This window comes from Halospina sp. K52047b (assembly GCF_008709855.1).
GTDB lineage: Bacteria > Pseudomonadota > Gammaproteobacteria > Pseudomonadales > Oleiphilaceae > Halospina > Halospina utahensis_B.
Genome location: NZ_VYJH01000002.1, coordinates 231,603 through 255,529, shown reverse-complemented (window position 1 = coordinate 255,529; position 23,927 = coordinate 231,603). Strand labels below are relative to the sequence as shown.

The following is a 23,927-nucleotide window of genomic DNA, read 5'->3' as shown; positions in this document are numbered from 1 at the left end:
CTTATAGGGATAGTATAAAAACGGTAAAAGAATAGCAATTAGACCATAGCATTATAGTATCTTTGCTATATAGGCGCTCGAAATTTATGATAGACCTGCTTAAACTGGACCCGCAGCCCAGCGTCCGACTCAACGCCGACGGCTCAGTAGCCGAAGCCAATCCGGCGCTGCTTGAACTGCGCGATGGCGACTACCCTGGAGCCGTGGAGGTGCTGCTGCCCGCTAACGTCAGGGCACTGGTGCGTGCCGCCCTGAAACAGACCCGTGCCATTGAGGGAGTACAGAGCCGCACCCCGACGCGTGTTCTTGAGTGGATCTTCATCCCAGACACCGCCATCAACGAGGTTCTGGCCCGTGCCCGGGACAAGACCCAGGAAACCGCCCTGCTGGATGAAGCCACGCGGGCTAGCCGCCTGTATCGGCTGATCATTGAAAACACAACGGACCTGATCTCACGGCATGCACCTTGCGGGCGCTTCATTGACGCCTCCCCCGCCTGCACGCGGCTGCTGGGCTATCGTCCCGATGAGCTCAGGGATCAGCCCGCCGAACTGCTGATGGACTTTAACTCCGCCAGCATCAGCCGCAGCACGCTCAGCCACCAACTCATGGAAACCGGCTACGCCACCTTCACCATCCGACTGCGATGCAAGGACACAGAGCGATGTGGCGATGCGCAGAAACGCTGGGTCGAGGTCGCCAGCCGCGCCATTCGCGAGACCTACACCGGGGAGATCATCGAGGTGATCGCCGTCACCCGCGACATCACGGAGCGGAAACTGCGCGAAGCCGAGCAGCGCCGCCACGAGGAGGAGTTGGCCCACACCACCCGCCTGGCCGCACTGGGGGAACTGGCCTCCGGGATCGCTCACGAGATGAATCAGCCACTGGCGTCCATCACCAACTACGCCAATGCCAGCCAGCGCTACCTCGAGAGACTACCTGATGACGGCGGCGCCCAGGAACGTGTCGCGCAGGGCCTCGACCATATCCAGACCCAGGCCGAACACGCAGCGCGGGTCATCAAGCGCCTGCGGGCCTTCCTGCGTAAACCCCCCCATACCGGCGATAATGCGGGTCTGACCACGCTGATCGGCAAGGCCGTGCAACTGTGCGAATGGCAGGCCGAACAGGCTGAGGTGACGATTGACCAGCCTGACGGCTCCATGAATCCAACGGTCCGGGGCGACCCGGTGCTGCTGGAACAGGTGCTGGTCAATCTGCTGCGCAACGCCATCGACGCGAACCGTGATTGCAACCCGAGCACCTCATCACGGATCCGGATTACAACCCACGAGGCAGCGGCTAACATGGTGGAGATCGTGATTGAGGATCAGGGGCCCGGGCTGGATGCGGAAGGCATTGAGCACATGTTCACGCCCTTTTTTACACGCAAGGCAGACGGACTGGGTCTGGGGCTTTCCATGAGCCGATCCATTGTCGACGGCTTTGGCGGCTACCTTAATGCAAAGCCGGCCGCGCAAGGCGGGCTTCGACTGGTCTGTAGACTGCCTCATGCACATGCCAAAGCACTCAGATGGAGCCCCTCGAGATGACTGAACGAGCCCCCGTATACATTGTCGACGACGACCCCGGCATGCTCGAATCCACCCGGTTCCTGTTGGAATCAGTGGGTCTGGACGCCCGGGGTTTTCAGGACGGTCGTGATTTTCTGGAAGCCATTGAACCCGCAGCGCAGGGCTGCGTGATCCTCGATGTGCGCATGCCCGGCCTGGGCGGTCTGAACGTTCAGGAGGAGCTGCAGCAGCGTGGCTGCCGGATTCCGGTGATCTTCGTCTCCGGTCACGCGGATGTGCCCATCGTCGTACGGGCCTTCAAATCCGGCGCCTTCGATTTCATCGAGAAACCCTTCAGCGAACAATTGCTGCTCGACAGCGTGCAGCAGGCGCTGCAGCCACCGGAAGCGGATTCCGGCCCAAGCGTCCCGGAATCCGTACAACACAACATCGACGCCCTAACCCCGCGCGAGCGGGATGTGTTCATCCCCCTGGCACAGGGCTACACCAGCCGGGAAATTGCTGAAAAGCTGGAAGTGGGTTCAAAAACAGCGGATCTATACCGGGCCCGCGTCATGAAACGCCTTGGTGTGCAACGCCCCCAGGACGTGACCGGCATCGCCATTGCGGCCGGCCTGGTGGATCCATTGGAGTTGCGCCGTTAAGGTGCCGCCTCGCTCCGCTCCTCTCCCCGACCTGGCAAAGGAGGCCGCATCGGGCGATTCGAGACGTTGAGGTTACTCAGCTATCCGGATTACTGGCAAGCTCCCTCAGTGCCCGCATGGCTTCGTCACTTCGTTCGCTGGGCACAAACATGTGGTCGTGATAGAACCCCGCAATGACATTGGTAGTAATGCCCCGCTCAGCCAGCAGGCTTGTTACCACCGACGTAAGACCCAGCGCTTCGAGACTTGAGTGCCCCTTGAGGGTTATACGACGAAAGACCCTGTGATAGTCCAGGTTTTCCGCCTTGGCCTTCTCGAGCGGAACAACCAGCGTCATCCCTTCCAGTTCAGCGATGCTGACGATCGGTTTCAGCTTTTCCAGCTGGCCATACTGTGCCTGAGCGACCGTGCAATACACATAAGGCGTGGCGTCCAGTACTGGTGACAGGTTCCGGATCAGGTCCTTGAGAAACTGTGTTCGCTTCATCTCTAGTTTTCCTTAAGCAGAATGTCTTGGGTATGCTCAAAATCTACCATTTCCCGTGGTCTTGATGAGCAAAAAATATCCGTACCGCCCTATCAAGTGCCGTGCCTTTCATACTGCGTGGTGTCACCCTGGCAGGTATCCACAGGGTCATGAAGCCCCTGGCCTACCGGGTTGAGGCCTGGCGCAGGCTGGGTGAGCTTCTTGATCCGGAAAAGCTGACCACTATCACTCAATCTATTACGCTGGACGAAGTGGTAGGTGCTTCCAATGACTTGCTGGCAGGAAAAATCAGAGGGCGAGTCGTTGTTGATTTGGCGTGATTCATATTCATTACGATTTCCAGCATTCCCCACCGCGTTCTGCTATAACGGACAGTGCTGCGATGCATGGAACGCTATCCCACGCAGGTCCTTTACCCATTGGTTTCAGCAATCGAGCACCACGAGGTTGATCAGGGATGCGGCGACTCATTCTTACTCTCGCTTCGGCAGCGGCACTGACCGGCGCACCGGTTACCCAGGCGGTACTCGAAGTGCCCGAGCCTTCCGGTGAACCGGCCGTTCCGGTTGTACGCTCAACGGATGACAATGCGTCACTGGAACAACAGCGCGAACGCTTCCTCAAGGCGGAAAAAGCCCTTGCCAAGCTGGATCTGGAAGCTTACGAGTCGCTGAGCAAGGGGCTGGAAGACTATCCGCTCCAACCGTATCTGGAACTGAAACACCTCAGTAAGCGCCTTTTCGTTGCCACGCCGACGGAGATCGACGCCATGATGGCGGAGTACGGCGACATTCCCCTGGCCCACACACTTCGCCGGCAGTGGCTGATCCACCTGGGGCGCAGCGGCCAGTGGTCAACGCTACGGCAGGTCCATGACGGCACCAGTGGCGGCGACCGGCTGCGCTGCCTATCCCTGCGCGCGCACCTCAAGGACGGCCGGCACAGCCTGGTGATGGACCAGGTACCGGAACTCTGGAAAAGCGGTTATTCACTGCCCAGGGCGTGCAATCCGCTGCTGGATTACTGGCGGGAGCACGGTGGGCTTACACAGGAACTTGCCTGGACGCGGTTCCACCTTGCGGTGACCAACGGCGAACCCGGGCTTGCCCGCTACCTGCGCCGTTACCTGGATCAGGACGACCGCCCACTCTCCCGGCTGCTGCTGGACGTGCACAGCAACCCGGAGCGGCTGCGGAAAGCACGCGATTTTAACCGTAACGACAAGCGCGTCGGCCAGATCGTTGCCTATGGCATGCGGCGACTGGTGAACCAGGATCCAGAGCGCGCCGCGGAGATATGGCCCTTCTACCGCGGGCGTTTTCCATATGAGCCGGGTGCAGTGGCGGCCATCGAGAAACGCCTTGCACTGCTGCTGGCAACCCGGTTCCACCCGGAAGCGGCAACCTGGCTCGCGCAGGCACTGTCCCACGGTGAGGATGAGGCCCTGCGCGAGTGGCAGGTGCGGGTCGCGCTCCGGGACCGGAACTGGCCCAAGGTGCTTGAGCGTATCGGTGCCATGGGCCGGGAACTCCGGGAAAAGCCCAGATGGCAGTACTGGCAGGCTCGCGCACTGGACCAGATGGACAGACCAGCAGAAGCCCAGGCCCTCTATGAGACGCTTTCCGATCGCCGCACCTTCTATGGCTTCATGGCAGCGGATGAGCTCGGCAAGCCCTATTCCCTGAACCACCAGGGCGTCACCATGAACAGCGAGGCCATCGAACGGGTCCAGGCCACCCCCGGCGTCCGCCGGGCGCTGGAGCTGTACCGGCTGGACCGGCTTGATGCCGCCCGCGCGGAATGGCGACAGGCCATGGAGAAACTGGAGAAGCGGGACGTACTTGTGGCCTCACGTATCGCTCAGGGCTGGGGCTGGCATGAACAGGGCGTTCACGGGGCTATCGCGACCAGCGCCTGGGACCACCTGGGCATGCGGTTCCCGCTGGCCCATCGACAGAGCTTCCACGGCGCGGCGCGGGATTACAACCTGGACGTCAACTGGGTCTATGCCCTGGCCCGCCAGGAGAGCGCGTTCCAGCCGGATGCCCAATCCCACCGTGGCGCCTTCGGGCTGCTGCAGCTGCTGCCGGCAACCGCCCGTGAGACAGCGCAGCAAGCCGGCCTCAACTTCAAGGGCATTACCACCCTGCTCGACCCGGAGGCCAACATCCGGCTTGGCAGCGCCCACCTGAGCAGCCTTCTGGAGCGTTTCGACAATAACCGGATTCTTGCCACGGCCGCCTACAACGCCGGCGAGTACCGGGTGAGCCAGTGGATTGACGAGGACAGCCGCGACCTGGCGTCCGACATCTGGGTTGAAACCATGCCTTACCATGAGACACGCCAGTATGTGCGCAACGTCATGGCGTACACGGTCATCTACGGCTACCGGCGCGGTGAGCCGCCGGGCCACCTGCTCACCGAGCGTGAGCTGGCTTGCATGTGCCTCAACGACGTGCAGTAGCAGGCGTCAGACCGGGCGGACCTGATAGTTCGCCTCGGCCCGTGCGACGACTTCCCCGCTGGTGTCCTTCAGGTCGAGCTCGATGATGAGTTCGGCTTTACCGTTATCCGCTACATCCTGCTCAATCCGGGCCTTGCGTTCGGCATCCAGTGTCAGTTCCACCTCCAGGTCCGTGCGGGCCGGCTGGTCGTAGAAGATGTGCAGATCCTTAAGAACCGGAATCAACCGTCCCTCGAACTCCACCAGGGCCATGGCCCCGAAAGGGATCTCCGCAAGCAGGAACTGGGCGCCGGCGTAGACCGTGCCCAGGTGGTTGCGGTTGCCCTTGCGGGTTAACCGCGCGCGCAGATAGCCATCACGCAGCTCCACGACGCTGAACCCATTGCGGCGGGTGAACGGCACGCTGGCCGCAATGAGGCGGTTGAGCAGGCCGTAGCCCAGTTTCTTCTCGAACCGGGCCAGCCCGGGGATGGGCCGCCCGGCTTCCTCGAGCTGCCCGAAGTAGCCCCGAACCCGGGGCGCAACCGTATTGAACACCTTCATGACGCGTCCTCTGTCAGACCCTGAAACGCGCTACCTTATCATGAAGTGTGCTTCCGACTTCACTGATTTCACTGCTCAAACGGTCGTTTTCCGAGGCCGCTTCCGCCGCATCCTGACCCTGGTCCGCAATCCGCGTAATGGAGCTGTTGAGCTCATCCACAGCCGAGGTCTGCTCCTCGGAAGCGGTGGCAATCTGGCTGGTGCGGTCGCTGATGTCGGAGATGGCCTGGCTGATCCGCTCCAGGGCCTCCATGGCATCCCGCGCCTTCTCCATGCTCATGTTGCTGACCGCCTGGGACTCCTGCATGACGCTCACCGCCTTGTCAGCGCCCTCCTTCAGGCGGGTGATCATGTTGTTCACCTGCTCGGTGCTGTCCTGGGTGCGCTTGGCAAGCGCCCTGACCTCGTCCGCCACCACGGCGAAGCCGCGGCCCGCCTCACCGGCACGTGCTGCCTCGATCGCCGCGTTCAGGGCCAGCAGGTTGGTCTGCTCGGCAATGCCCTCAATCACCTCCAGGATGCCGGTGATCTCGCCCACATCGTTACCCAGCTTGTCGATGACCTGGGCCGCCTCACCGATTTCACGGCCCAGGCGTTCAACAGCTTCATTGGAGGACTGCACGGTCTGCAGGGACTCCTTGCTGTCGTTATCCGCATTGCCAGCGGAGTCCGCCGTGCTCTGGGCGTTCTGGGCGATCTCATTGACCGCCGCCGACATCTCGTTGATGGCGGTGGCAACCTGATCAATCTCCTGCTGTTGCTGGGTCACGCTGTCCCGGCTGGTGGCGCTGGCATTACGCAGCGACGACACGTGCTGCTGCAGCTCGCCGGCGCTCTCCTGAGCTTCCGCCACCACGCCGCGCACATTCTCGACAAAGCCATTGAAAGCTTCGGCGAGCTGCCCGAATTCGTCCCGGCTTTCGACATCAAGGCGCTTGGTCAGATCCCCCTCACCCGAGGCAATCTCATTCATGGCCCGGAGCAGGCGCCGCGCGGGCCTGAGCAGCACATTCAGGCTGACGTAGATCAGGCCCAGGGCAACCAGAAGCCCCACGACAGTGCTTCCAAGTGCGTTCCAGCGCCCCTCGATAACCGGCGCCCAGGCCTCGCTCTCGTTCACCATCAGCCCCACGTACCAGTCAACGCCTTCGGCCCCTGAAATCGGGTGGAAACTGGCCAGGTGGGACTCACCGTCCACCTGAACCTGTTGCCGGGAGCCATCCATGGAGACGTCCGCGCCCAGAACGTCCGCGAGCGAGGCGTTGATGTGGTCGGATTCCGGGTGATACAGAACCTTGCCATCACCGTTCACGAGCATGGCATAGCCATTACCCGCCATGGTGATGGGGGCGAGCACATCATTGACGGCGTTCATACTGATGTCGGCACCGGCGACCCCCTCATAGTCCCCCGCGTTGACCGGAGCCGTCGCGGTTATGATGAGCCCGCCTCCGGCGGCATCCTCGTAGGGTGCCGTGAATCCGGCGCCTTCACTACGGGCTTTCTCAAACCAGGGCCGCTCCGAGGGATCAAACCCGCTTGGCAGAGCGTTTTCAGCCTCGCGGTTCTCCATCAGCATGGTTCCATCGCCAGTCCCCACGTAGAAGTGCTTGAGGTTGAGGCTGCCGGCTGCAGTTGCCGCCAGGTCACGCATTTCATCATCGCTGGTAACGGACTCAGCCGCTTCGGCAAAGCTCCTGGTGGTCTCCAGCCGCGTATTGAGCCACTGGGCGATCGTGGCGGTACTCTGGTCCACTACCTGCTCGGTCAGTGCATTGAGGTTGCGCTCGGTATGGGCACTCAGGCGACTGTTGTTGAGCACGGCGGTCGCGAGCATGGCAAGGACCAGAAGGGCACCGAATACGATCAGCAGTTTCTGGCTGAAGGACAGCGATTTCATGGGGTGCTCCGATTTTCCGTAGGAATTCCTGATCAGCATAGTCTTTAACGGCAGCCATCGCCTGAGCTTGAACCTGAGTTATGATGGCCTGCGTGCATAAACCGACTCACCGAGTAAGGAGAACCAGCTTGATGGCCCATGATGAACTCCACCTCCAGACGCGCAACCTGAAGCTGCGTGACTACCCGCAGCTGCGTGAGCTCATGGATAGGGTCTACGACGACATCGGCGGCGCCTGGCCAAGGGACACCATCAAGCACATGATCGAGAAATTCCCAGACGGCCAGATCTGCATCGAGGACAACGGCAAGCTGGTGGCGGTCGCGCTCACGGCCCGAGTGGATTATCAGCGCTTTTCAAACCCGCATACCTATGACGACCTGGTCATGAAGAATGACCGGATCCTGTACAACCCCGAGGGCGACACCCTCTATGGCCTGGATGTGTTCATCCACCCGGACTACCGCGGCTATCGCCTTGGCCGGCGGCTCTATGACGCGCGCAAGGAACTCTGCCGCAGCCTCAACATGCGCGCCATTCTCGCGGGTGGACGCATCCCCGGCTACCGCCAGTACGCGGATGAGATGAACCCGGCGGAGTACATCAAACAGGTGCACCGCAAGGAGGTCTACGACCCGATCCTCTCGTTCCAGCTCTCAAACGATTTCCAGGTCAAGCGCCTCCTTCACAAGTACATTCCAGAAGACGAAAAATCAAAGGGGTACGCAACACTCCTCGAGTGGAACAACATCATGTTCGAGCCGCCCTCTTCGGTGCTCGAAAGCCGCAAGAGCCAGGTCCGGCTCGGTGCCGTGCAGTGGCAGATGCGGGAATTCAATTCGGTGGACGAGGTGCTGCGCCAGGTGGAGTACTTCGTGGATGCGCTCTCCGACTACAAGAGCGATTTCGCCGTCTTTCCGGAGTTCTTCAACGCCTCGCTCATGGGGCTGACGGACCAGACGGACCAGACCAAGGCCATCCGTTTCCTGGCCGCCTTTACGGAGAAGTTCCGGGACGAGATGTCGCAGATGGCAGTGAGCTACAACATCAACATTGTGGCCGGCTCCATGCCGCTGTTCGAGGACGACCGCATCTACAACGTCTCCTACCTCTGCCACCGGGACGGGCGTATCGACGAGCAACGCAAGATCCACATCACGCCCCACGAACGCCGGGACTGGGTTATTGAGGGCGGCAACGAGCTGGGTGTGTTCGACACCGACGCCGGGCGCGTGATGATCCAGATCTGCTACGACGTTGAATTCCCGGAACTGACGCGCATCGCCGCCACCCAGGAACAGGGCGTGGACATTGTCTTCGTACCCTTCTGGACAGACACCAAGAACAGCTACCTGCGCGTGCGCAACTGCGCCCAGGCACGCGCCGTGGAGAACGAGTGCTACGTGGTCATTACCGGCAGCGTGGGCAACCTACCCCGCGTGGAGAGCCTGGACGTACAGTACGCCCAGTCCTCGGTGTTCTCGCCCAGTGACTTCGCTTTCCCCCACGATGCGGTGATGTCCGAGTCCACGCCGAATACCGAGATGATCATGTTTTCGGACCTGGATCTCGACAAGCTGAAAGTGATCCGGGCGGAGGGCTCCGTCACCAACCTCAAGGATCGGCGGCCGGACCTCTACGAACTCAAATGGCGGGGGTGACCCACGCTGGTGAAATGTTAGACTGATCGAGCTTTAAGGGCTCTGACTCACAGGCATATTCAGGGAGCAATACCGATGGGTAAGAAAAAGAAACTCGGCATCAGTTCGCTGGTCGAGCGCGTGGAGCAGCTGGTCAATGATGCGCTCAAGCGGATCGACACGCTGCAGAACCAGGTGAACGACCTGCGTGAACAGCTTATGGAGCGGGCGGGCTTCAGTGACAAACCCTCCGATAACGAGAAGTCCGGTGCGTCAGGCGGCACGAAGCCGAATGCCGCAAGCAAGTCCACCTCCAGCACGAAACAGTCTGCAGGCAAAAGTACCTCCGGCAGCAGTGCTTCCAAGGCAGGCTCCGGTTCCGGCAAGGCCGCGAAATCCAGTACGGCAAGCAAGGATGATCTTACTCAGATCAAGGGCATCGGCCCGGCCACTGCGAAGAAGATGCAGGCCAAAGGGATCACGTCCATCAAACAGCTCGCCAATCCCTCCGCGGATGACAGCAAGAAGCTCGAAGAGTTCCGCAAGCTCAAGAGCTTCCCCAGCTGGCAGGCGGAAGCGAAAAAGCTTCTGTAAACAAGCCTCAACGCCTGCGATCGGGGCCATTACCGGCCCCGGTTCCCCCTACCAGAGCAAGTGTTACTATCGGATACATCCATTAACGTGCGTTAACACGTAAAACCTTCGTATATCCCAAGCCAAGTGTGACGTAATTCCCTACGATAGAAAGGATCTTGTCTAGTGTGGAAGCTGAAGCATCCGCACAAGGAATAACAAAGGATGGCGCTGATGGCACTGGGAACCCTTCCAGCCTGGCTTACCCTGACCGCAACGGTAACCGCCGTGGTGGTCACGATGGTCCTGATCGCGGCCACGGCTGTGCTCAGCTTCCGGCTCGCACGTTCGCGCAGGGAGCAGAACGAACGTGAGACCACGCTGACCAAGTTCTCCAGTGCCGTCATGAACAGCGGCGCTATGATCCTCATCACGGATTCGCAGGGCCGTATCGAGTTCGTCAACGACCGGTTCTGCCAGCTGACCGCCTTCTCCAGGGACGATGTCATCGGCCACTCCGTCGCCACCCTCAGTGCCACTGTGAACCTGTCCGGTACCGAAACCGGTGTTCTGACCAACTTCCTCGACTGCCTCCAGCCCCACTGGAAGGGTGAACTGCTGTGCCGCACCAATGGCAGCACACCATTGTGGACGGCCGTCACCACCTCCTCGGTACTCGATGATGACGGCCAGCCCGTCAACTACATCGTCTCCGCGGTGGACATCACCGAGCTCAAGCTGGCCCATGAACGCATGGAGCAGCTGGCACTCTTCGACAGCCTGACCAACCTGGCGAACCGCCGCCTGTTCCAGGACCGCCTGGAGCAGGCACTGCAGAGCGTTGCCCGCCGCCAGACCCAGATCGCCCTGCTCTTTCTCGACCTCGACCAGTTCAAGCAGGTCAACGACAGCCTGGGCCACGACGCCGGGGACATGCTGCTTCTCACCGTGGCGGACCGGCTGAAGTCCTGTGTGCGCACCCAGGATACCGTGGCACGACTGGGCGGCGATGAGTTCACCATACTCCTGCACGATGTCTCGGATACCAAGGATCTGACCATGATCGCCGAGAACATGCTGGCCAGCCTGAAGGCGCCGATTCGGCTTAAGGGGCAGGAAGTACTGATCTCAACCAGCATCGGGATCACCACGGCCCCAGCCGACGGTGAAACCCCCGACACGCTGATGAAGAACGCGGATCTTGCCCTGTATCGCGCCAAGGACAAGGGCCGCGACCAGTACGACTTCTATACCGAGAGCCTGAATAACCGTGCCGAGCAGCTGATGACGCTGGAGCGGGAGCTGCGCCATGGCCTGCGGCGCGAGGAATTCTTCCTGCTTTTCCAGCCCCAGGTTGATCTCAACACCGGCGATATCACCGCCATGGAGGCCCTGATCCGCTGGCAGCACCCGGAGCGGGGCGAGATACTGCCCGATGAATTCATCCCGGTGGCCGAGGATACCGGGCTGATCATGCCCCTGGGCAACTGGGTGCTGCAGCAGGCCTGTATGCAGATCAAGCTGCTGCACCAGCTGCTTGGGCGTGGCGTGCGCGTTGCCGTCAATATTTCCGCCCGCCAGTTCCGGGATCCGGGGCTGGAAAACGTGATCGACTTTGCACTGCGTACGTCCGGCCTGGAACCGCACTTTCTGGAAATCGACATTCACGAGGGCATGCTCTCGGATGAGCCAGAGGTAGCACGGGACCAGCTTGCGCGCATCCGCAGGACCGGCGTCACCATCACCATTGATGACTTCGGAACCGGCTTCAGCAGCCTCCGGCAGCTGCGCTCGCTGCCCATCGACATGCTCAAGATCGGACAGACCTTTGTGAAGGAGATCCCGGAAGACGGCCCCAACACGGACATCGCCACCACCATCATCGGCATTGCCCAGCAGATGGAGAAGCAGGTGGTGGCGGAAGGCGTGGAAACGGAACAGCAGGAGTACTTCCTGCGCATGCACGGGTGCTCACTGGTACAGGGCTACCGCTACGCCTCACCCATGAGTTTCGATGAGCTCTACCGCTACTTCAGCGACGACAGCGAGCGGGAACTCAAGGCCTGAGCCCTGGGCTCCGCGGTTACTGTACTTTCTCCGCCAGCCCCTGATGGCGGTTGAGGATGCCCTCGATACGCTGCAGTGATTCACGCACGCCCTCGGAAGGGTCTTTCTCAAACTCCAGCCCGAAGAAGTAGCCGTGTTCATCCGTCTGGGAGTGACGAACACTGGCTGCCACCTGATCCACCGTGATCTCCCCCACTTCCGTGTTCAGGCGCAGGCTGACCTGTACCTTACTGTCTGGTTTCAGCAGGTCGTCCGCCGCAATGATCCCGATGCCCAGCCGGTTGTAATCCACAACCTCCACATCAACCCATGCGGATCCAATCAACCCCTTGCGGACCTTGATCCTGGCATCCATGGATACCCATGGCAGGCGCTGTTCACGGCGGCGCTCGTTCATCCTGGCAGTCTCCTTTCAGTACCTTTCTGTATTGTGGTCAAGGCTTCTCAGGGGGTAAAGTCCGCACTCCATTCGCTCTGTGAAGTGGCCGCTGTTTTGCCCGTCTCGAATACTGCTAAATCCGACCTGCTCTTTGTCGCAGCCGCGCTCCTGGCTGCCATCAGCTGGATGTTCTCCCGCGAGGCCGTTCTGGCAATGCCACCGCTGCTGTTCCTGTCGCTGCGTTTCCTGCTTGCCGGCGGCGTTCTGGCCGTCTTCGGCTGGCGGCAGCTGGCAGGCCTGAGCCGCGAGCAGCTCCTGCGGGCCGCGCGCGTGGGCGTTGTTTTCGGTGCCGGCATGAGCAGCTGGGTTACCGGGCTTCACCTGAGCAGCCATATTGGCGAAGGCGCCTTCATCATCAGCCTGAACGTGGTATTCGTGCCCATTATCGCAAGGCTGGTGTTTTCCGAGGAGCAGCCGGTAACAACCTGGGTGGCTCTGCCTGTCGCCATGGCGGGGCTGGCATTGCTCTCGCTGAATGGCGGTTTCAACCCGGAAGCCGGCCAGCTCTTCTTCCTGCTCGCCGCCGTGATCCTCGCCTTCTACTTCACGCTCAATTCCAGGGCCGCCAACAGCAACCCGGCAGGCCGACAGTCTCGCCGCGCCGCCCTCCCCGTCTTTCCCCTGACCACAATCGGGTTAACCATGGTGGGACTCGTCACCCTGGTGCTCTCATTCCTGCTGGAACCGTGGGAGCCCACGTTCAGTGACTTCGGCGGCAACCTGGTCCTCTGGATTGTGCTCAGCGCCATTGTGGGGACAGCAGCCCGGTTCTTCGTGCAGACCTGGGCCCAGAGCCTGGCCGCACACAGTCATGGTGTGGTGATCCTCTCCATGGAACCGGTCTGGGTGGCCCTCTTTGCGGCAGGATGGTTTGGCGAGACCATGGTGCTGCAGCAGTTCGCCGGCTGCGCACTTATTCTCACGGCGCTGCTGGTCAACCGCTGGCACACGGTGCGGGCACTGGTGCGGGATCTCCGAGGCGCCTAACCCTCGCCCCAGAGCTCCTCGAGCCGGGAATCCCGCCCGCAGCTTGTGCGGTAATACCAGTAACGGATCGGGTTCTTGTCGTAATAGTTCTGGTGGTAGTCCTCGGCCGGGTAGAACGCCTCCAGTTGCCTCACGGGCGTCACAATCTCCTGATCAAACCGCCCGGACTCAACCAGTTCCTGCTTTGACGCCTGTGCAGCCTCCTGCTGCGCCTCCGACTGCGTGAAAATGGCGGTTGTGTACTGGTAACCCCGGTCACAGAACTGCCCGCCGTCATCCAGGGGGTCGATATTGCGCCAGAACACCTCGAGCAGCTTCCCGTAAGAGACCTCATCCGGGTTATATCGAACCCGAACGACTTCCAGGTGTTCAGTCCGCCCGGAGCTGACCTGCTGGTAGCTGGGGTTCTCAAGCTCACCGCCCGCATAACCACTAGTGGTCTCCGTCACTCCCTCCAGTTTGTCGTAAGGCGGCTCCATGCACCAGAAGCATCCGCCGGCGAAAACCGCGGTCTGGGTATTCCCCTGGGCATGGCCAGTCAATGCGGTCATCAATAGCAGCACCGGAATCAGGACGCGCATGCTTACCCCCTCAACGCCGGAAGTGTTTCATCTTCCGGTACAAATGTCAGCGCCAGGCCGTTGTTGCACCAGCGTTTTCCCGTCGGCTCAGGCCCATCATCGAAGATATGGCCCTGGTGCCCGCCGCAACGGATACAATGATATTCGGTCCGTGGCCAGAAAGCCTTATAATCCGTCTTCGTGCCCATGTGCTTCTCATGAGCTGCCCAGAAACTCGGCCAGCCGGTGCCGGATTCGTACTTGGTCTCAGAGCTGAACAGCGGCAGGTGGCAGGCCGCGCAGACGAAGGTGCCGTTGCGGTTCTCCCCGTTCAGTGGGCTTGAGCCAGCCGGCTCCGTTGCCTCCCTGAAAAGGATCTGCCAGGCGTCGCTCGATACCTTGCCACGCCACCATTCTCCCTTGTGCTCCAGAGGCTGAAGCGCCGCATCCGCAACGGAAACCTCGTGGAAGTACCGGATGTCGCGGGCGAACGCCCATGAACATGGCAGGAGCGACAGCGTTCCACCGGCCAGTAATGACGAGAGCAGGTGCCTGCGTTTCATGATCGCCTCCGCGCGCTGGATACCTCTCCCTATTCTACGCCTGGAGGGCGGTTTGAGATGAACGGATGCGGATATCTTGAAGCAGACAACCAGTGATGGAATAATCCAAAAATCGCCCCACAGGGAATTCAGGGATCTGAAGCTTCGGGGCAGGCAGGACCAAACACAAGGAGAGAGTGCATGCCGGAATTCTATTTCCCCCGCAAAGCCGAGAACGCGACACAGCTGTGTGGCTCCGACCCGGATATCCGCGCCTCGTTCGGTGACTGTAATGGGCTCTACCGTAACGACACCCTCAAGCCCGGCTTCGCCTACGATGTAAGCTTGGATGGTCGCAGCTCAAGCCGCGCCGTTTCCCGCATCCTGAACAGGCCCTCACCTCAACAACGAACCTATCTGGCTGAATGTACGGCCCAGTTCGGACAGGATGCGGTCACACTGGCCCGAGCAGATCGCCGACAGCGTACCCCGCGAGTCCCAGAACGAACGGAAAAAGCCAGAGTGAATGGAGGCCTGTTACCGGGCGTTCACGACGCCAGACCTGCCAGGAAAGGACCAGTGAAACCACCAGGAGAAGAAAACCGTGGGAGTAGGACTCGTCGAGCTTCGTCCAGCGGTCCAGCGTCAGCCACCAGGTGTCAGCGGTACTGCCCAGTACAGCCAGCAGCATCGCCGCTGGGGCCAGTCGATTCAGGCGGCCAGAACGGGTGGAACCTTCCATGTGCATTGTGTCCTAAGGGTGATCATCAACCGGATTCTGCGCCCACTACCCTTTCACGGCAATAGACAGAATCTGTTTCCATGCGCGGGGCCACAGAGGGCGGTACATAAGAGCCTGGAGGGCTGAAGCTAAGCCTTCGCCAGATTCGCCGCCGACCGATAGGGCTTGGGCCCGTCTGCAATAAAAGGCTGCAAGGCAGTGTCGCGCGAAACGGGCAGGCACAGCCCTCCGGAAATTCTCCAACGCATAGGTCATTGCCGCGCTTCGTTCTTCAGAAATTGGATCAATACTGAGCGGTAATGCGCCGTCAATTGAGCGTATCTGAACGGGCGCCATCTCCTCGCTGGCCGGTTCAAATGAAACCTGATGAGCCAGCCATAAAAGAAGCGCGTGGTCGTTGCCCAGGACAAACCGCATGCCCGTCTTTTCCAGGGCGCGGATAGCGCGGCGACGAACCAGGAGCGCTGTAAGCGGGAACTGTGGCGCCGCAAACAATTCACGGACGATGGTCGGGTATTTCAGTGCCCCGGGTAGAGTCCTGACAACAGCCCCTTCCTCATTCAGCACCTGGCTCAATGCGTAGACCGCACCAGTACCCTCCGGGCCCTGTTCCACGCTGTGCAGCATCTCTTCTAGGAAGTCTGTGCCCCATAAAGTGTGCGGGTCCAACCAGGCGACGTAGTCTCCCCTGGCCTTCTGCAGGGCCAGACGACGGCCAATAGCGCGGTCGGTTTCTTCAGCGGACAGAACGCGGACCCGGTTTTCATCCTGTGCCCAGGTTTCAAGACACTCGAGCGTGTTATCCGTGGACGCACAATCCACTGCAATGACTTCCCAATCAGCCATGGTCTGGGCGTGAATACAGCTGATCAGGGCATCAAGCCAGGCCGCACGGTTGGCTGTGACCAGGAGGAGGCTTATGGTCGGAACGCCATCTTTCTCTCTACGATCCATTGCGTGCCCTGCTAAGTACATTCAACCGAGATAAAACGCGAATCGTCGCTTTCACGGGGTGAAGAGAAAGGTACTGAATACGTTAAGTGGCACTCGCCTGATTCCGCTTTAAGCGCCATTGGATTGATTCACTGAAACGATGATAAACCTTCCTGTAGGATTTCGCCCAATGACGCTTGATTCCGGTGGGATATCCGAATTCTTCAAGAAGGGAGCCAGCATATTCCCAGGCAATAGCCTGATCGGCAGCCGATAATTCCTTGTCCCATCTTGTGACGTTACTGATGTCGAGAGGGCCAGAGAGCCCTGTGTGGTGAGTGCCTATCCGGTCGCCGACTTTGGCGGCCGCATTCTGGTTAAACGCAGTCAGCATTTCGGGAACAGCCCAGCCTGTGAGCCCCGGCTTGACCCGGTGGCGTTCACTGTAGAACGGAATACTTTCGGAAAGCTGATCAACAAATACAGGGCGTTCCGGACGCGGCCCAACAAAGGCCATCTCGCCCTTGAGCACATTGAAGATCTGCGGCAGTTCGTCGATACGGACCTTGCGGATGACATGCCCAACCCATGTGATCCGATCATCGTCCTTCTGGGCCCAGACAGCACCGCCCTTCTCCGCGTCAGTGCGCATGGAGCGGAATTTGTGGACCCGGAAGATCCGGCCGTTCAGACCAACACGCTCCTGGCTGTAGAGCACCGGTGCTTTCAGGCCATCTTCAACCTTGATCGCAATCACGGTCAGAAGCATGAGCGGCCAGGTAACGGCCAGCAGAACCAGAGAGGCAGAGAGATCAATCAGCCGTTTACTCAATCGCGAAATGGCGGATAGTGAGAACCCTTCCGAGAACACCAGCCAGCCGGAGGTGATCATCTCCAGCGCCACCTTGCGGGTCTCCCGCTCATAGAAGCTGGCGCCCTCAATGATCCTCACACCGCGCATGCGGCACTCCAGCAGCCCCTCCATCGGGAGCCCGCCGTGACGCCGGTCATCCACCGCAATCACGATCTCATCAATCCGCAGCCGGTCAATCAGGCCAGGCAGATCCTCGTCTTTCTTTTGATGGCACAGGCGCTGCTCATCCACCTGCACTGAGTCCTCATTCGCGGGCAGGAATCCAACCAGCACGAACCCCTTGCGGTTCATGGGGGACTGCAGCTCCTGCTCCATCTGGTAAGCCCGACGCCCCGCCCCCAGCATCAGAACCCGGCGGCGGAAACGGTTCGCACCGATCAGGCGGAAGAACAGACTGCGGACGATACCCAGCATCAGAAAGCCGAAAACAGAGGCGGACGTTACGACGCCTTCGCCTCCCAGATACCAGAAGTAGTCCGGCAGCAGAAACGCCAGGACGTAGGAAAGTGGCAGGCTGAGGATCAGGGTCATGATGGTCCGGAGCATCATGCCGGTGAGGCCCTCCTCGAGCTTTGCCTGGTGAACCGCCAGCGCGACCATGACAACCAGGTTTACAAGCCCGAAGGCAACGGCCGAAGGCAGGACATAGGTCCAGTACTCGGCCAGCATGGCGGGATCGCCGAAATAGCGGAAGAACACCGCCAGATACAGCGCGAGCACCAGGGCCAGAAAATCAAGCAGCCCCAGAATCAGAAATGGGACATGAAGATAATGTCGAAACAGACGGACGTGCGCCACAGCATCTCCTTCCTTGCGCCGTCACAGAGCGGGACAGCTGGCAGCACACCCTGTGCCACCGGGCCTGAAGCCCTGCTCAACTGACTCCAGTCTACACTGGATTAAATCAATTTCAATTTGTAACGCTTCTGGTTTTGAGGTTTTTCTCACTGTCTCGTCAACCCAGTCACCATGAGGCACAATATCCGCTCTTTATCAACGAGGGATAGCAGCAACATGGCAACCGTTCAGGACGTTCGGATCGGAATCATCGGGCTTGGTTACGTAGGGCTGCCTCTGGCAGTGGAATTCGGCAGGCTTTATCACACCACCGGTTTTGACATCGACAGCCAGAGAATTGGCCAGCTCCAGGATGGGTTCGATGACACACGTGAGGTGGAACCCGATGAGCTGGCGGCCTCAGAGCGGCTCCGGTTCTCCTCTGAACTGGAAAGCATCCGTGACTGCAACGTCTACATCGTAACCGTCCCCACACCAATCGACGCCTTCAAAACGCCGGATTTCGGACCTCTTAGGGCTGCTTCCCGATCTGTCGCCCAGGTGCTCAGTAACGGGGACACCGTGGTCTACGAGTCCACGGTCTACCCCGGGGCTACCGAGGAAATCTGCATTCCTATCCTGGAAGCCGAATCCGGCCTGACTTTCAACCAGGATTTCTTTGCCGGCTACAGCCCGGAACGGATCAACCCGGGCGACAAGGAACACAGGGTCACCAGCATTCTCAAGGTGACGTCCGGCTCCACGCCGGAAACAGCGCGCTTTGTCGATGACCTGTACGCCTCTGTTATTACGGCGGGCACCCATCTGGCCAGCTCAATCCGGGTCGCGGAAGCCGCCAAGGTCATTGAGAACACCCAGCGGGACGTGAACATTGCCCTGGTCAACGAACTGTCCCTGATTTTTGAACGCCTGGGGATCGATACCGAGGAGGTGCTGCAGGCCGCCGGGACCAAGTGGAACTTCCTGCCCTTCCGCCCCGGGCTGGTGGGTGGCCACTGCATCGGTGTGGATCCCTATTACCTGACCCACAAGGCCCAGGCGGTGGGCTACCACCCCGAGATGATCCTTTCCGGCCGGCGCCTGAACGATCGTATGGGCGCCGAGGTCGCGGAACGCGTGATCAAGATGATGACCCGGAGCCGCATCCAGGTGGTGGACTCCAACGTCCTGATCATGGGGCTGACGTTTAAGGAGAACTGCCCGGACATCCGCAACACGCGGGCAATCGACCTGGTCCACGAATTCCAGGACTACCATGCCAACGTTGACGTGTGGGACCCCTGGGCGGACGCGGATGAAGTCCGGGAGGAATACGGCATCGAACTGGTTAAGAGCCCTGCCGAGGGGCATTACGACGCGATGATCCTCGCGGTGGGTCATCGGGACTTTGTGGCGCTCGGTGCGGAGAAGCTGCGGGCCCTGGGTAAGCCCGCCGGCTCCATACTGTTTGATGTGAAGTACGCACTGCCCAAGCAGGCTGTCGACGGACGACTGTGAGGCCTCGGTGGTCGCTCTCGCGAGTGTCAGTTTACTTTACAGGCAAAGGACAAGTGGTCCCCCGAGCAACTTATAACTAACTGTATTTTAAGGCTATAAATTTATGGCCTGCTCCTTGCATAAGCTTTCATGCGTTCCACCTTATATGCAAGGAGCATAGTGCGATGAAAACCTACACAAAATTGTTTAGCGTCGGTCTGCTGGCGGTAGGGGTAGCTACAGCGAATGCAGCGCCTGTATTGAAAATCAGCGGTGAGGGCGCAGCCAACGCCAATGCTGCCCAGGCCTCGTTCCTCAGCACGCTGCAACCCGGCTATGCGCCGCCCGAGGATTTTGAAAGCTACGACGTAGCCACCGACTTTAACGATCAGATGACGTCCTTTGCCACCAGTGTCGGGACCTTTGACGTGACTCAGCCGGCTTTTAATTCACCGACTGATAGCTGTAATGATGAAGGTTTCCAGTGTGGTGCTGGCATTGCGGTCCTTAACGCTGATGAGACACCGTTCAACGGCCGGTTTGCCACGTCCCCCAGCCAGTGGCTGGACAGCATGGATGCGCAGAGCGTGAAGTTCACACCGGATGCTGATAACAACGCGGTCGGTTTTTTCATGACTGACCCGAATGACTCGGGCGGCCGCTTCAGCATCGATGGGTTCGATTTCGCGTTCAGCGACGTTTTCGGGAAATCCCTGGGTAGTGGCGGCCTGTTCTACATCTCACTGTATGATGGCGAGGGGCTCGACAACTTCGAGATCCACTCCAACGATCCGAACGATGGTTATGGCATCGACGACGTCACCGTCGGCCGTGTGCCGGAGCCGGGCACCCTTGCGCTGCTTGGCCTGGGTCTGGCGGGTCTTGGCTTCAGCTACCGCCGCCGTGCCTGATTGCCCTGTAGGGCTTAGAACTGGAACGGCACCCTTATGGGTGCCGTTTTTCTTTCTGGATACTTAACAGAAAATAAACGTCAGTTCATTTAACACCCTTCAAACAGGTCCATGAACTCGTTGACCGGGGTATTCTCGAGCGTCTTCTGATCCTTGCACAGGCTGAAGATCTGCTCGGAGCGCTTCTGGGTGAAGCGGGTCGCCAGGTTGTTGCGGAACTTCTGCTCCAGCAGCGGAATACCGTCTTTCCGGCGGCGGCGATGCCCGATCGGGTACTCAACGGCCACATTCTCGGTGCTGGATCCGTCCTTGAAGAACACCTGGATGGCGTTGGCAATGGAACGCTTGTCCTCTTCCAGGTACTCGCGGGTATAGCGCTCGTCCTCCTGAACCTCCATCTTGCCCCGGATCTCGTCGATGATGGGGTTGTTGGCGTGGAAGTCGTCCTCGTAATGCTCAGCCGTCAGGTTGCCGAAGATCAGCGGCACGGCGGTCATGTACTGCAGGCAGTGGTCACGGTCGGCGGCGTTGGCGAGGTTGCCTTCCTTGGAGATGATGCGGATCGCGGATTCGTGGGTGGTGATCACGATCTTATCGATCTCGTCCAGCCGGTCCTTCACCTGGGGATGCAGTGTTACGGCGGCTTCGGCAGCGGTCTGGGCGTGGAATTCGGCCGGGAAGGAGATCTTGAACAGGACGTTCTCCATCACGTAGCTGCCGAAATCCTGGGGCAGCTTGAACTGGCGCTCCCCTTCCGGTTTGACCTGCTGGTCACGGTTGGTCTTGCTGAACAGCACGTCATAGAAGCCCCACTGCGGCGCGCTCAGGGCACCCGGAATGCCCATTTCCCCACGCTTGGCAATGTCAGCCAGGCGCACGGCGCGGGAGGTGGCATCACCCGCCGCCCAGGACTTGCGGGAGCCCGCGTTGGGCGCGTGCCGGTAGGTGCGCAGGGACTGGCCGTCAACCCAGGCGTGGGAGAGCGCGGCCATGATTTCTTCGCGGCCGCAACCCATGAGCTTGGCGGTTACCGCGGTGGAGGCGACCTTCACCAGAACCACGTGGTCCAGGCCAACGCGGTTGAACGAGTTCTCCAGTGCCAGCACGCCCTGGATCTCGTGGGCCATGATCATGCCCTCGATCACGTCGCGCATGGTCAGCGGGTCCTTGCCTTCAGAAACACGCTTCTGTGACAGGTGATCGGCAATGGCGAGGATGCCGCCAAGGTTGTCTGACGGGTGACCCCATTCAGCGGCCAGCCAGGTGTCGTTATAGTCGAGCCAGCGGATGATGCAGCCGATGTCCCAGGCGGCCTTGACCGGATCCAGGCGGAAGGGGGTTCCGGGCACGCGCGCGCCGTTGGGAACCTGGGTGCCTTCAACGATGGGGCCGAGGTGCTTGGTGCACTCGGGGAAACGCAGGGCCAGCAGACCACAGCCGAGGGTGTCCATCAGGCAGTTACGGGCGGTGTCCAGGGCTTCCTTGCTTTTGATGTTGTAGTCGAGGACGTAGTCCGCGATTTTCTGGATGATGTCGTCGTAGTCCGGGCGGACGTTGGATTCTACGTTGGCGCTCATGATGTTTCCTTAATGGATTTTCCTGATAAAACCAGCTTGTTGATTCTCCAGCCTACTCGCTACCGCTGCACTTGTAGGAGCGGGCATGCCCGCGACAAGGGCGGCCTGGCGCTGACATGGCGGCATCGCGCGCATGCGCGCTCCTACAGGGGGCTTCAGCGCTCGTCGATCGGCAGCCAGTCCTGGTGCTCCGGGCCGGTATAGTCGGCGCTCGGGCGGATGATGCGGTTGTTGGCACGCTGCTCCTTCACGTGGGCCGTCCAGCCGGAAACACGCGACATCAGGAAGATGGGCGTGAACAGCTTGGTCGGGATGTTCATGAAGAAGTACGCGGAGGCGTGGAAGAAGTCCGCATTCGGGAACAGTTTCTTCTCGCGCCACATGACCTCCTCGCACCGCTCGGAGATGTCGTAGAGGCTGGTGTCGCCGTAATCCTCGGCCAGTGCGTGGGACCATTTCTTGATGATGGCGTTACGCGGGTCGGCGTCGCGGTACACGGCGTGGCCGAAGCCCATGATCTTGTCCTTGCGCTCCAGCATCCCGAGGAGTTTCTCCTCGGCGTCGTCCGGATCGTTGAAGCCTTCGATCATTTCCATTGCGGCTTCGTTGGCGCCGCCGTGGAGCGGACCGCGCAGGCTGCCGATGGCGCCGGTGACGCAGGAGTGGATGTCCGAAAGCGTGGAGGCGCACACCCTTGCGGTGAAGGTGGAGGCGTTGAACTCGTGCTCGGCGTAAAGGATGAGCGAGACGTTCATGACATCGGCGTGCAGCTGGCTGGGCTTGCGACCATGCAGCATGTGCAGGAAGTGGGAGCCGATGGTGTCGTCGTCCAGATCGGTGTCGATGCGCACGCCGTCGTGGCTGTAGCGGTACCAGTAACAGATGACGGCCGGGAGTGCCGCGAGCATGCGGTCGATGTGGTCATCCTGCTCGTCGAAGCTCTGTTCGGTCTCGAGGTTGCCCAGCATGGAGCAGCCGGTACGCATCACGTCCATGGGGTGGGCGTCCGCTGGAATCCGCTCCAGCACCTCTTTAAGGGCATCCGGCAGGTGGCGTTTGGCTGCCAGGCGTTTTCTGTAGGCTTCAAGTTCCCGCTGGTTGGGCAGGTGGCCGTGGATCAGAAGGTGCGCCACTTCCTCAAACTGGGCATTGTTGGCCAGATCGGTGATGTCGTAGCCGCGGTACGTAAGGCCGGTCCCGGTCTTGCCAACGGTGCAGAGTGCGGTCTCCCCTGCTACCTGGCCACGCAGGCCAGCGCCGCCTTGTGGTTTATCGCTCATGGTTCTTTCCTCTCACCTGTCATGCTTTTTGTTGCTGCTAGTTTTTCTGCGCAAAAAGTTCGTCGAGCTTGGCCTCGAATTCGTGATAGTCGAGGAAGTCATAGAGCTCGTCACGGGTCTGCATCTGGTCCACAACGGCCTTCTGGTCGCCGTCGTTGAGAATGTGCTGGTACACGTTGAGCGCGGCTTGGTTCATGGCCCGGAAGGCACTGAGCGGGTACAGCACCATGCCTACGCCCACATCCGCCAGTTCCTGCCGATTGAACAGCGGCGTCTTGCCGAACTCGGTGATGTTGGCCAGAACAGGCACATCCAGTTCCTCGACAAAGGCCCGATAGTCCTCCAGGTCCGCCACCGCTTCCGCGAAGATGGCGTCCGCTCCGGCGTCCACGCAGGCCTGGGCGCGGTCAATCGCGGCATCGCGACCTTCCTGGGCGAACGCGTCAGTGCGCGCAATGATGAAGAAATCCGGGTCCTGCCGGGCATCGGCCGCGGCCTTTACCCGGTCAACCATCTCGTCCTTTGAGACGATCTCCTTGTTCGGCCGGTGACCGCAGCGCTTCTGGGCCACCTGATCCTCAATGTGCACAGCGGCGACCCCGGCGCGCTCCATCTCGCGGATGGTACGGGCGATGTTGAGGGCCCCGCCCCAGCCCGTGTCGATATCCACAAGCAGGGGGATGTTCGATGCGGCGGTGATCCGGCGTGCATCCTCGACCACATCGTTCATGGTGGTCATGCCCAGATCCGGCAGGCCGAAGGAGGCGTTGGCGACGCCACCGCCGGAAAGATAGATCGCCCTGTGGCCGCTCTTCTCGGCCATGATGGCGGTATAGGCATTGATAGTGCCGACGATCTGGAGCGGCTGGTCTGTCAGCGCATCGCGGAAACGCTTACCGGGGGAACGGGAATCTGTCATGAGAGCACCTGTCGTGTCGGATCTCTATAAATG

General features: G+C 60.3%; 22 protein-coding genes. 10 read left to right on the top strand and 12 right to left on the bottom strand.

Going from position 1 to position 23,927, the window contains the following annotated elements; translation table 11 throughout:
- Positions 1-86: 86 nt before the first annotated feature.
- Together F3089_RS03650 and F3089_RS03645 are read left to right on the top strand one after the other, a co-directional pair.
- Positions 87-1,556, top strand: a complete 1,470-nt coding sequence (locus tag F3089_RS03650; RefSeq protein WP_151439489.1) for a sensor histidine kinase — start codon at positions 87-89, stop codon at positions 1,554-1,556.
- Positions 1,553-2,182 (top strand): response regulator transcription factor, encoded by a 630-nt coding sequence (locus F3089_RS03645; protein ID WP_151439488.1) that lies wholly within the window; start codon positions 1,553-1,555, stop codon positions 2,180-2,182. The genes F3089_RS03650 and F3089_RS03645 overlap by 4 nt, the downstream gene beginning before the upstream one ends.
- A gap of 76 nt (positions 2,183-2,258) precedes the next feature.
- On the opposite strand, the gene F3089_RS03640 is transcribed toward F3089_RS03645, so the two are convergent.
- Positions 2,259-2,669, bottom strand: a complete 411-nt coding sequence (locus tag F3089_RS03640) for an ACT domain-containing protein (protein ID WP_151439487.1) — start codon at positions 2,667-2,669, stop codon at positions 2,259-2,261.
- 149 nt (positions 2,670-2,818) lie between these two features.
- On the opposite strand from F3089_RS03640, the gene F3089_RS15820 reads away from it, so the two are divergent.
- Positions 2,819-2,989: a hypothetical protein gene (locus tag F3089_RS15820; protein ID WP_192497264.1), complete on the top strand. Its 171-nt coding sequence runs from the start codon at positions 2,819-2,821 to the stop codon at positions 2,987-2,989.
- Between the two features lie 137 nt (positions 2,990-3,126).
- A complete protein-coding gene (locus tag F3089_RS03635; protein WP_151439486.1) occupies positions 3,127-5,133 on the top strand; it encodes a transglycosylase SLT domain-containing protein in 2,007 nt (668 codons plus the stop codon).
- Between the two features lie 6 nt (positions 5,134-5,139).
- On the opposite strand, the gene F3089_RS03630 is transcribed toward F3089_RS03635, so the two are convergent.
- Together F3089_RS03630 and F3089_RS03625 are read right to left on the bottom strand one after the other, a co-directional pair.
- The gene (locus F3089_RS03630) at positions 5,140-5,676 is read right to left on the bottom strand and encodes a YiiD C-terminal domain-containing protein (RefSeq protein ID WP_151439485.1); all 537 of its coding nucleotides are present in this window, start codon (positions 5,674-5,676) and stop codon (positions 5,140-5,142) included.
- Between the two features lie 13 nt (positions 5,677-5,689).
- The gene (locus F3089_RS03625; protein WP_151439484.1) at positions 5,690-7,576 is read right to left on the bottom strand and encodes a methyl-accepting chemotaxis protein; all 1,887 of its coding nucleotides are present in this window, start codon (positions 7,574-7,576) and stop codon (positions 5,690-5,692) included.
- A 131-nt stretch (positions 7,577-7,707) separates the two neighbouring features.
- On the opposite strand from F3089_RS03625, the gene F3089_RS03620 reads away from it, so the two are divergent.
- From F3089_RS03620 to F3089_RS03610, 3 genes are all read left to right on the top strand, one after another.
- Positions 7,708-9,237 (top strand): bifunctional GNAT family N-acetyltransferase/carbon-nitrogen hydrolase family protein, encoded by a 1,530-nt coding sequence (locus F3089_RS03620; protein WP_151439483.1) that lies wholly within the window; start codon positions 7,708-7,710, stop codon positions 9,235-9,237.
- 75 nt (positions 9,238-9,312) lie between these two features.
- On the top strand, positions 9,313-9,810 hold the full coding sequence (locus F3089_RS03615; RefSeq protein WP_202405633.1) for a helix-hairpin-helix domain-containing protein: 498 nt from the start codon (positions 9,313-9,315) through the stop codon (positions 9,808-9,810).
- Positions 9,811-10,023: 213 nt separating this feature from the next.
- Positions 10,024-11,856, top strand: coding sequence for a putative bifunctional diguanylate cyclase/phosphodiesterase (locus F3089_RS03610; protein WP_192497263.1), 1,833 nt, complete (start codon positions 10,024-10,026; stop codon positions 11,854-11,856).
- Between the two features lie 16 nt (positions 11,857-11,872).
- Here the strand turns inward: F3089_RS03610 and F3089_RS03605 are convergent, their stop codons facing one another.
- On the bottom strand, positions 11,873-12,253 hold the full coding sequence (locus tag F3089_RS03605; protein ID WP_151439480.1) for a PilZ domain-containing protein: 381 nt from the start codon (positions 12,251-12,253) through the stop codon (positions 11,873-11,875).
- Positions 12,254-12,349: 96 nt separating this feature from the next.
- On the opposite strand from F3089_RS03605, the gene F3089_RS03600 reads away from it, so the two are divergent.
- Entirely contained in the window at positions 12,350-13,282 is a 933-nt protein-coding gene (locus F3089_RS03600) for a DMT family transporter (RefSeq protein WP_151439479.1), read from the top strand.
- On the opposite strand, the gene msrA is transcribed toward F3089_RS03600, so the two are convergent.
- The 5 genes from msrA to F3089_RS03575 all read right to left on the bottom strand — a co-directional run bounded on the left by msrA (position 13,279) and on the right by F3089_RS03575 (position 17,731).
- The gene (gene msrA, locus F3089_RS03595) at positions 13,279-13,863 is read right to left on the bottom strand and encodes a peptide-methionine (S)-S-oxide reductase MsrA (RefSeq protein ID WP_151439478.1); all 585 of its coding nucleotides are present in this window, start codon (positions 13,861-13,863) and stop codon (positions 13,279-13,281) included. The two genes, F3089_RS03600 and msrA, sit on opposite strands and share 4 nt — an antisense overlap.
- 2 nt (positions 13,864-13,865) lie before the next feature.
- Positions 13,866-14,405, bottom strand: coding sequence for a peptide-methionine (R)-S-oxide reductase MsrB (msrB, locus tag F3089_RS03590; protein WP_151439477.1), 540 nt, complete (start codon positions 14,403-14,405; stop codon positions 13,866-13,868).
- 433 nt (positions 14,406-14,838) lie between these two features.
- The gene (locus tag F3089_RS03585; protein ID WP_192497262.1) at positions 14,839-15,126 is read right to left on the bottom strand and encodes an archaeosortase/exosortase family protein; all 288 of its coding nucleotides are present in this window, start codon (positions 15,124-15,126) and stop codon (positions 14,839-14,841) included.
- A 45-nt stretch (positions 15,127-15,171) separates the two neighbouring features.
- Positions 15,172-16,080, bottom strand: coding sequence for a glycosyltransferase family 2 protein (locus F3089_RS03580; RefSeq protein WP_192497261.1), 909 nt, complete (start codon positions 16,078-16,080; stop codon positions 15,172-15,174).
- A gap of 82 nt (positions 16,081-16,162) precedes the next feature.
- The gene (locus F3089_RS03575; RefSeq protein ID WP_151439474.1) at positions 16,163-17,731 is read right to left on the bottom strand and encodes a TIGR03013 family XrtA/PEP-CTERM system glycosyltransferase; all 1,569 of its coding nucleotides are present in this window, start codon (positions 17,729-17,731) and stop codon (positions 16,163-16,165) included.
- 216 nt (positions 17,732-17,947) lie between these two features.
- Here F3089_RS03575 and tviB point away from each other — a divergent pair, with 216 nt between their 5' ends.
- A complete protein-coding gene (tviB, locus tag F3089_RS03570) occupies positions 17,948-19,228 on the top strand; it encodes a Vi polysaccharide biosynthesis UDP-N-acetylglucosamine C-6 dehydrogenase TviB (protein WP_151439473.1) in 1,281 nt (426 codons plus the stop codon).
- Between the two features lie 164 nt (positions 19,229-19,392).
- Positions 19,393-20,118: a PEP-CTERM sorting domain-containing protein gene (locus F3089_RS16025; RefSeq protein ID WP_225741661.1), complete on the top strand. Its 726-nt coding sequence runs from the start codon at positions 19,393-19,395 to the stop codon at positions 20,116-20,118.
- Positions 20,119-20,207: 89 nt separating this feature from the next.
- On the opposite strand, the gene prpD is transcribed toward F3089_RS16025, so the two are convergent.
- The 3 genes from prpD to prpB form a co-directional block, all read right to left on the bottom strand.
- Complete coding sequence (prpD, locus tag F3089_RS03560) at positions 20,208-21,695, bottom strand: 2-methylcitrate dehydratase (protein WP_151439472.1); 1,488 nt, start codon at positions 21,693-21,695, stop codon at positions 20,208-20,210.
- A gap of 155 nt (positions 21,696-21,850) precedes the next feature.
- On the bottom strand, positions 21,851-22,975 hold the full coding sequence (gene prpC / locus F3089_RS03555) for a bifunctional 2-methylcitrate synthase/citrate synthase (protein ID WP_151439471.1): 1,125 nt from the start codon (positions 22,973-22,975) through the stop codon (positions 21,851-21,853).
- Between the two features lie 37 nt (positions 22,976-23,012).
- A complete protein-coding gene (gene prpB, locus F3089_RS03550; RefSeq protein ID WP_151439470.1) occupies positions 23,013-23,894 on the bottom strand; it encodes a methylisocitrate lyase in 882 nt (293 codons plus the stop codon).
- Positions 23,895-23,927 lie beyond the last annotated feature (33 nt).

Bases quoted from the DNA above. Each gene is read 5' to 3' on its own strand.
- F3089_RS03610 (WP_192497263.1), top strand. From the start codon at position 10,024: ATGGCACTGGGAACCCTTCCAGCCTGGCTTACCCTGACCGCAACGGTA.
- F3089_RS03635 (WP_151439486.1), top strand. From the start codon at position 3,127: ATGCGGCGACTCATTCTTACTCTCGCTTCGGCAGCGGCACTGACCGGC.
- F3089_RS03640 (WP_151439487.1), bottom strand. From the start codon at position 2,669: ATGAAGCGAACACAGTTTCTCAAGGACCTGATCCGGAACCTGTCACCA.
- F3089_RS03625 (WP_151439484.1), bottom strand. From the start codon at position 7,576: ATGAAATCGCTGTCCTTCAGCCAGAAACTGCTGATCGTATTCGGTGCC.
- msrA (WP_151439478.1), bottom strand. From the start codon at position 13,863: ATGCGCGTCCTGATTCCGGTGCTGCTATTGATGACCGCATTGACTGGC.
- F3089_RS03585 (WP_192497262.1), bottom strand. From the start codon at position 15,126: ATGGAAGGTTCCACCCGTTCTGGCCGCCTGAATCGACTGGCCCCAGCG.
- F3089_RS15820 (WP_192497264.1), top strand. From the start codon at position 2,819: ATGAAGCCCCTGGCCTACCGGGTTGAGGCCTGGCGCAGGCTGGGTGAG.
- tviB (WP_151439473.1), top strand. From the start codon at position 17,948: ATGGCAACCGTTCAGGACGTTCGGATCGGAATCATCGGGCTTGGTTAC.
- F3089_RS03605 (WP_151439480.1), bottom strand. From the start codon at position 12,253: ATGAACGAGCGCCGCCGTGAACAGCGCCTGCCATGGGTATCCATGGAT.
- prpB (WP_151439470.1), bottom strand. From the start codon at position 23,894: ATGACAGATTCCCGTTCCCCCGGTAAGCGTTTCCGCGATGCGCTGACA.
- F3089_RS03630 (WP_151439485.1), bottom strand. From the start codon at position 5,676: ATGAAGGTGTTCAATACGGTTGCGCCCCGGGTTCGGGGCTACTTCGGG.
- F3089_RS16025 (WP_225741661.1), top strand. From the start codon at position 19,393: ATGAAAACCTACACAAAATTGTTTAGCGTCGGTCTGCTGGCGGTAGGG.
- prpD (WP_151439472.1), bottom strand. From the start codon at position 21,695: ATGAGCGCCAACGTAGAATCCAACGTCCGCCCGGACTACGACGACATC.
- F3089_RS03645 (WP_151439488.1), top strand. From the start codon at position 1,553: ATGACTGAACGAGCCCCCGTATACATTGTCGACGACGACCCCGGCATG.
- msrB (WP_151439477.1), bottom strand. From the start codon at position 14,405: ATGAAACGCAGGCACCTGCTCTCGTCATTACTGGCCGGTGGAACGCTG.
- prpC (WP_151439471.1), bottom strand. From the start codon at position 22,975: ATGAGCGATAAACCACAAGGCGGCGCTGGCCTGCGTGGCCAGGTAGCA.
- F3089_RS03620 (WP_151439483.1), top strand. From the start codon at position 7,708: ATGGCCCATGATGAACTCCACCTCCAGACGCGCAACCTGAAGCTGCGT.
- F3089_RS03580 (WP_192497261.1), bottom strand. From the start codon at position 16,080: ATGGATCGTAGAGAGAAAGATGGCGTTCCGACCATAAGCCTCCTCCTG.
- F3089_RS03615 (WP_202405633.1), top strand. From the start codon at position 9,313: ATGGGTAAGAAAAAGAAACTCGGCATCAGTTCGCTGGTCGAGCGCGTG.
- F3089_RS03650 (WP_151439489.1), top strand. From the start codon at position 87: ATGATAGACCTGCTTAAACTGGACCCGCAGCCCAGCGTCCGACTCAAC.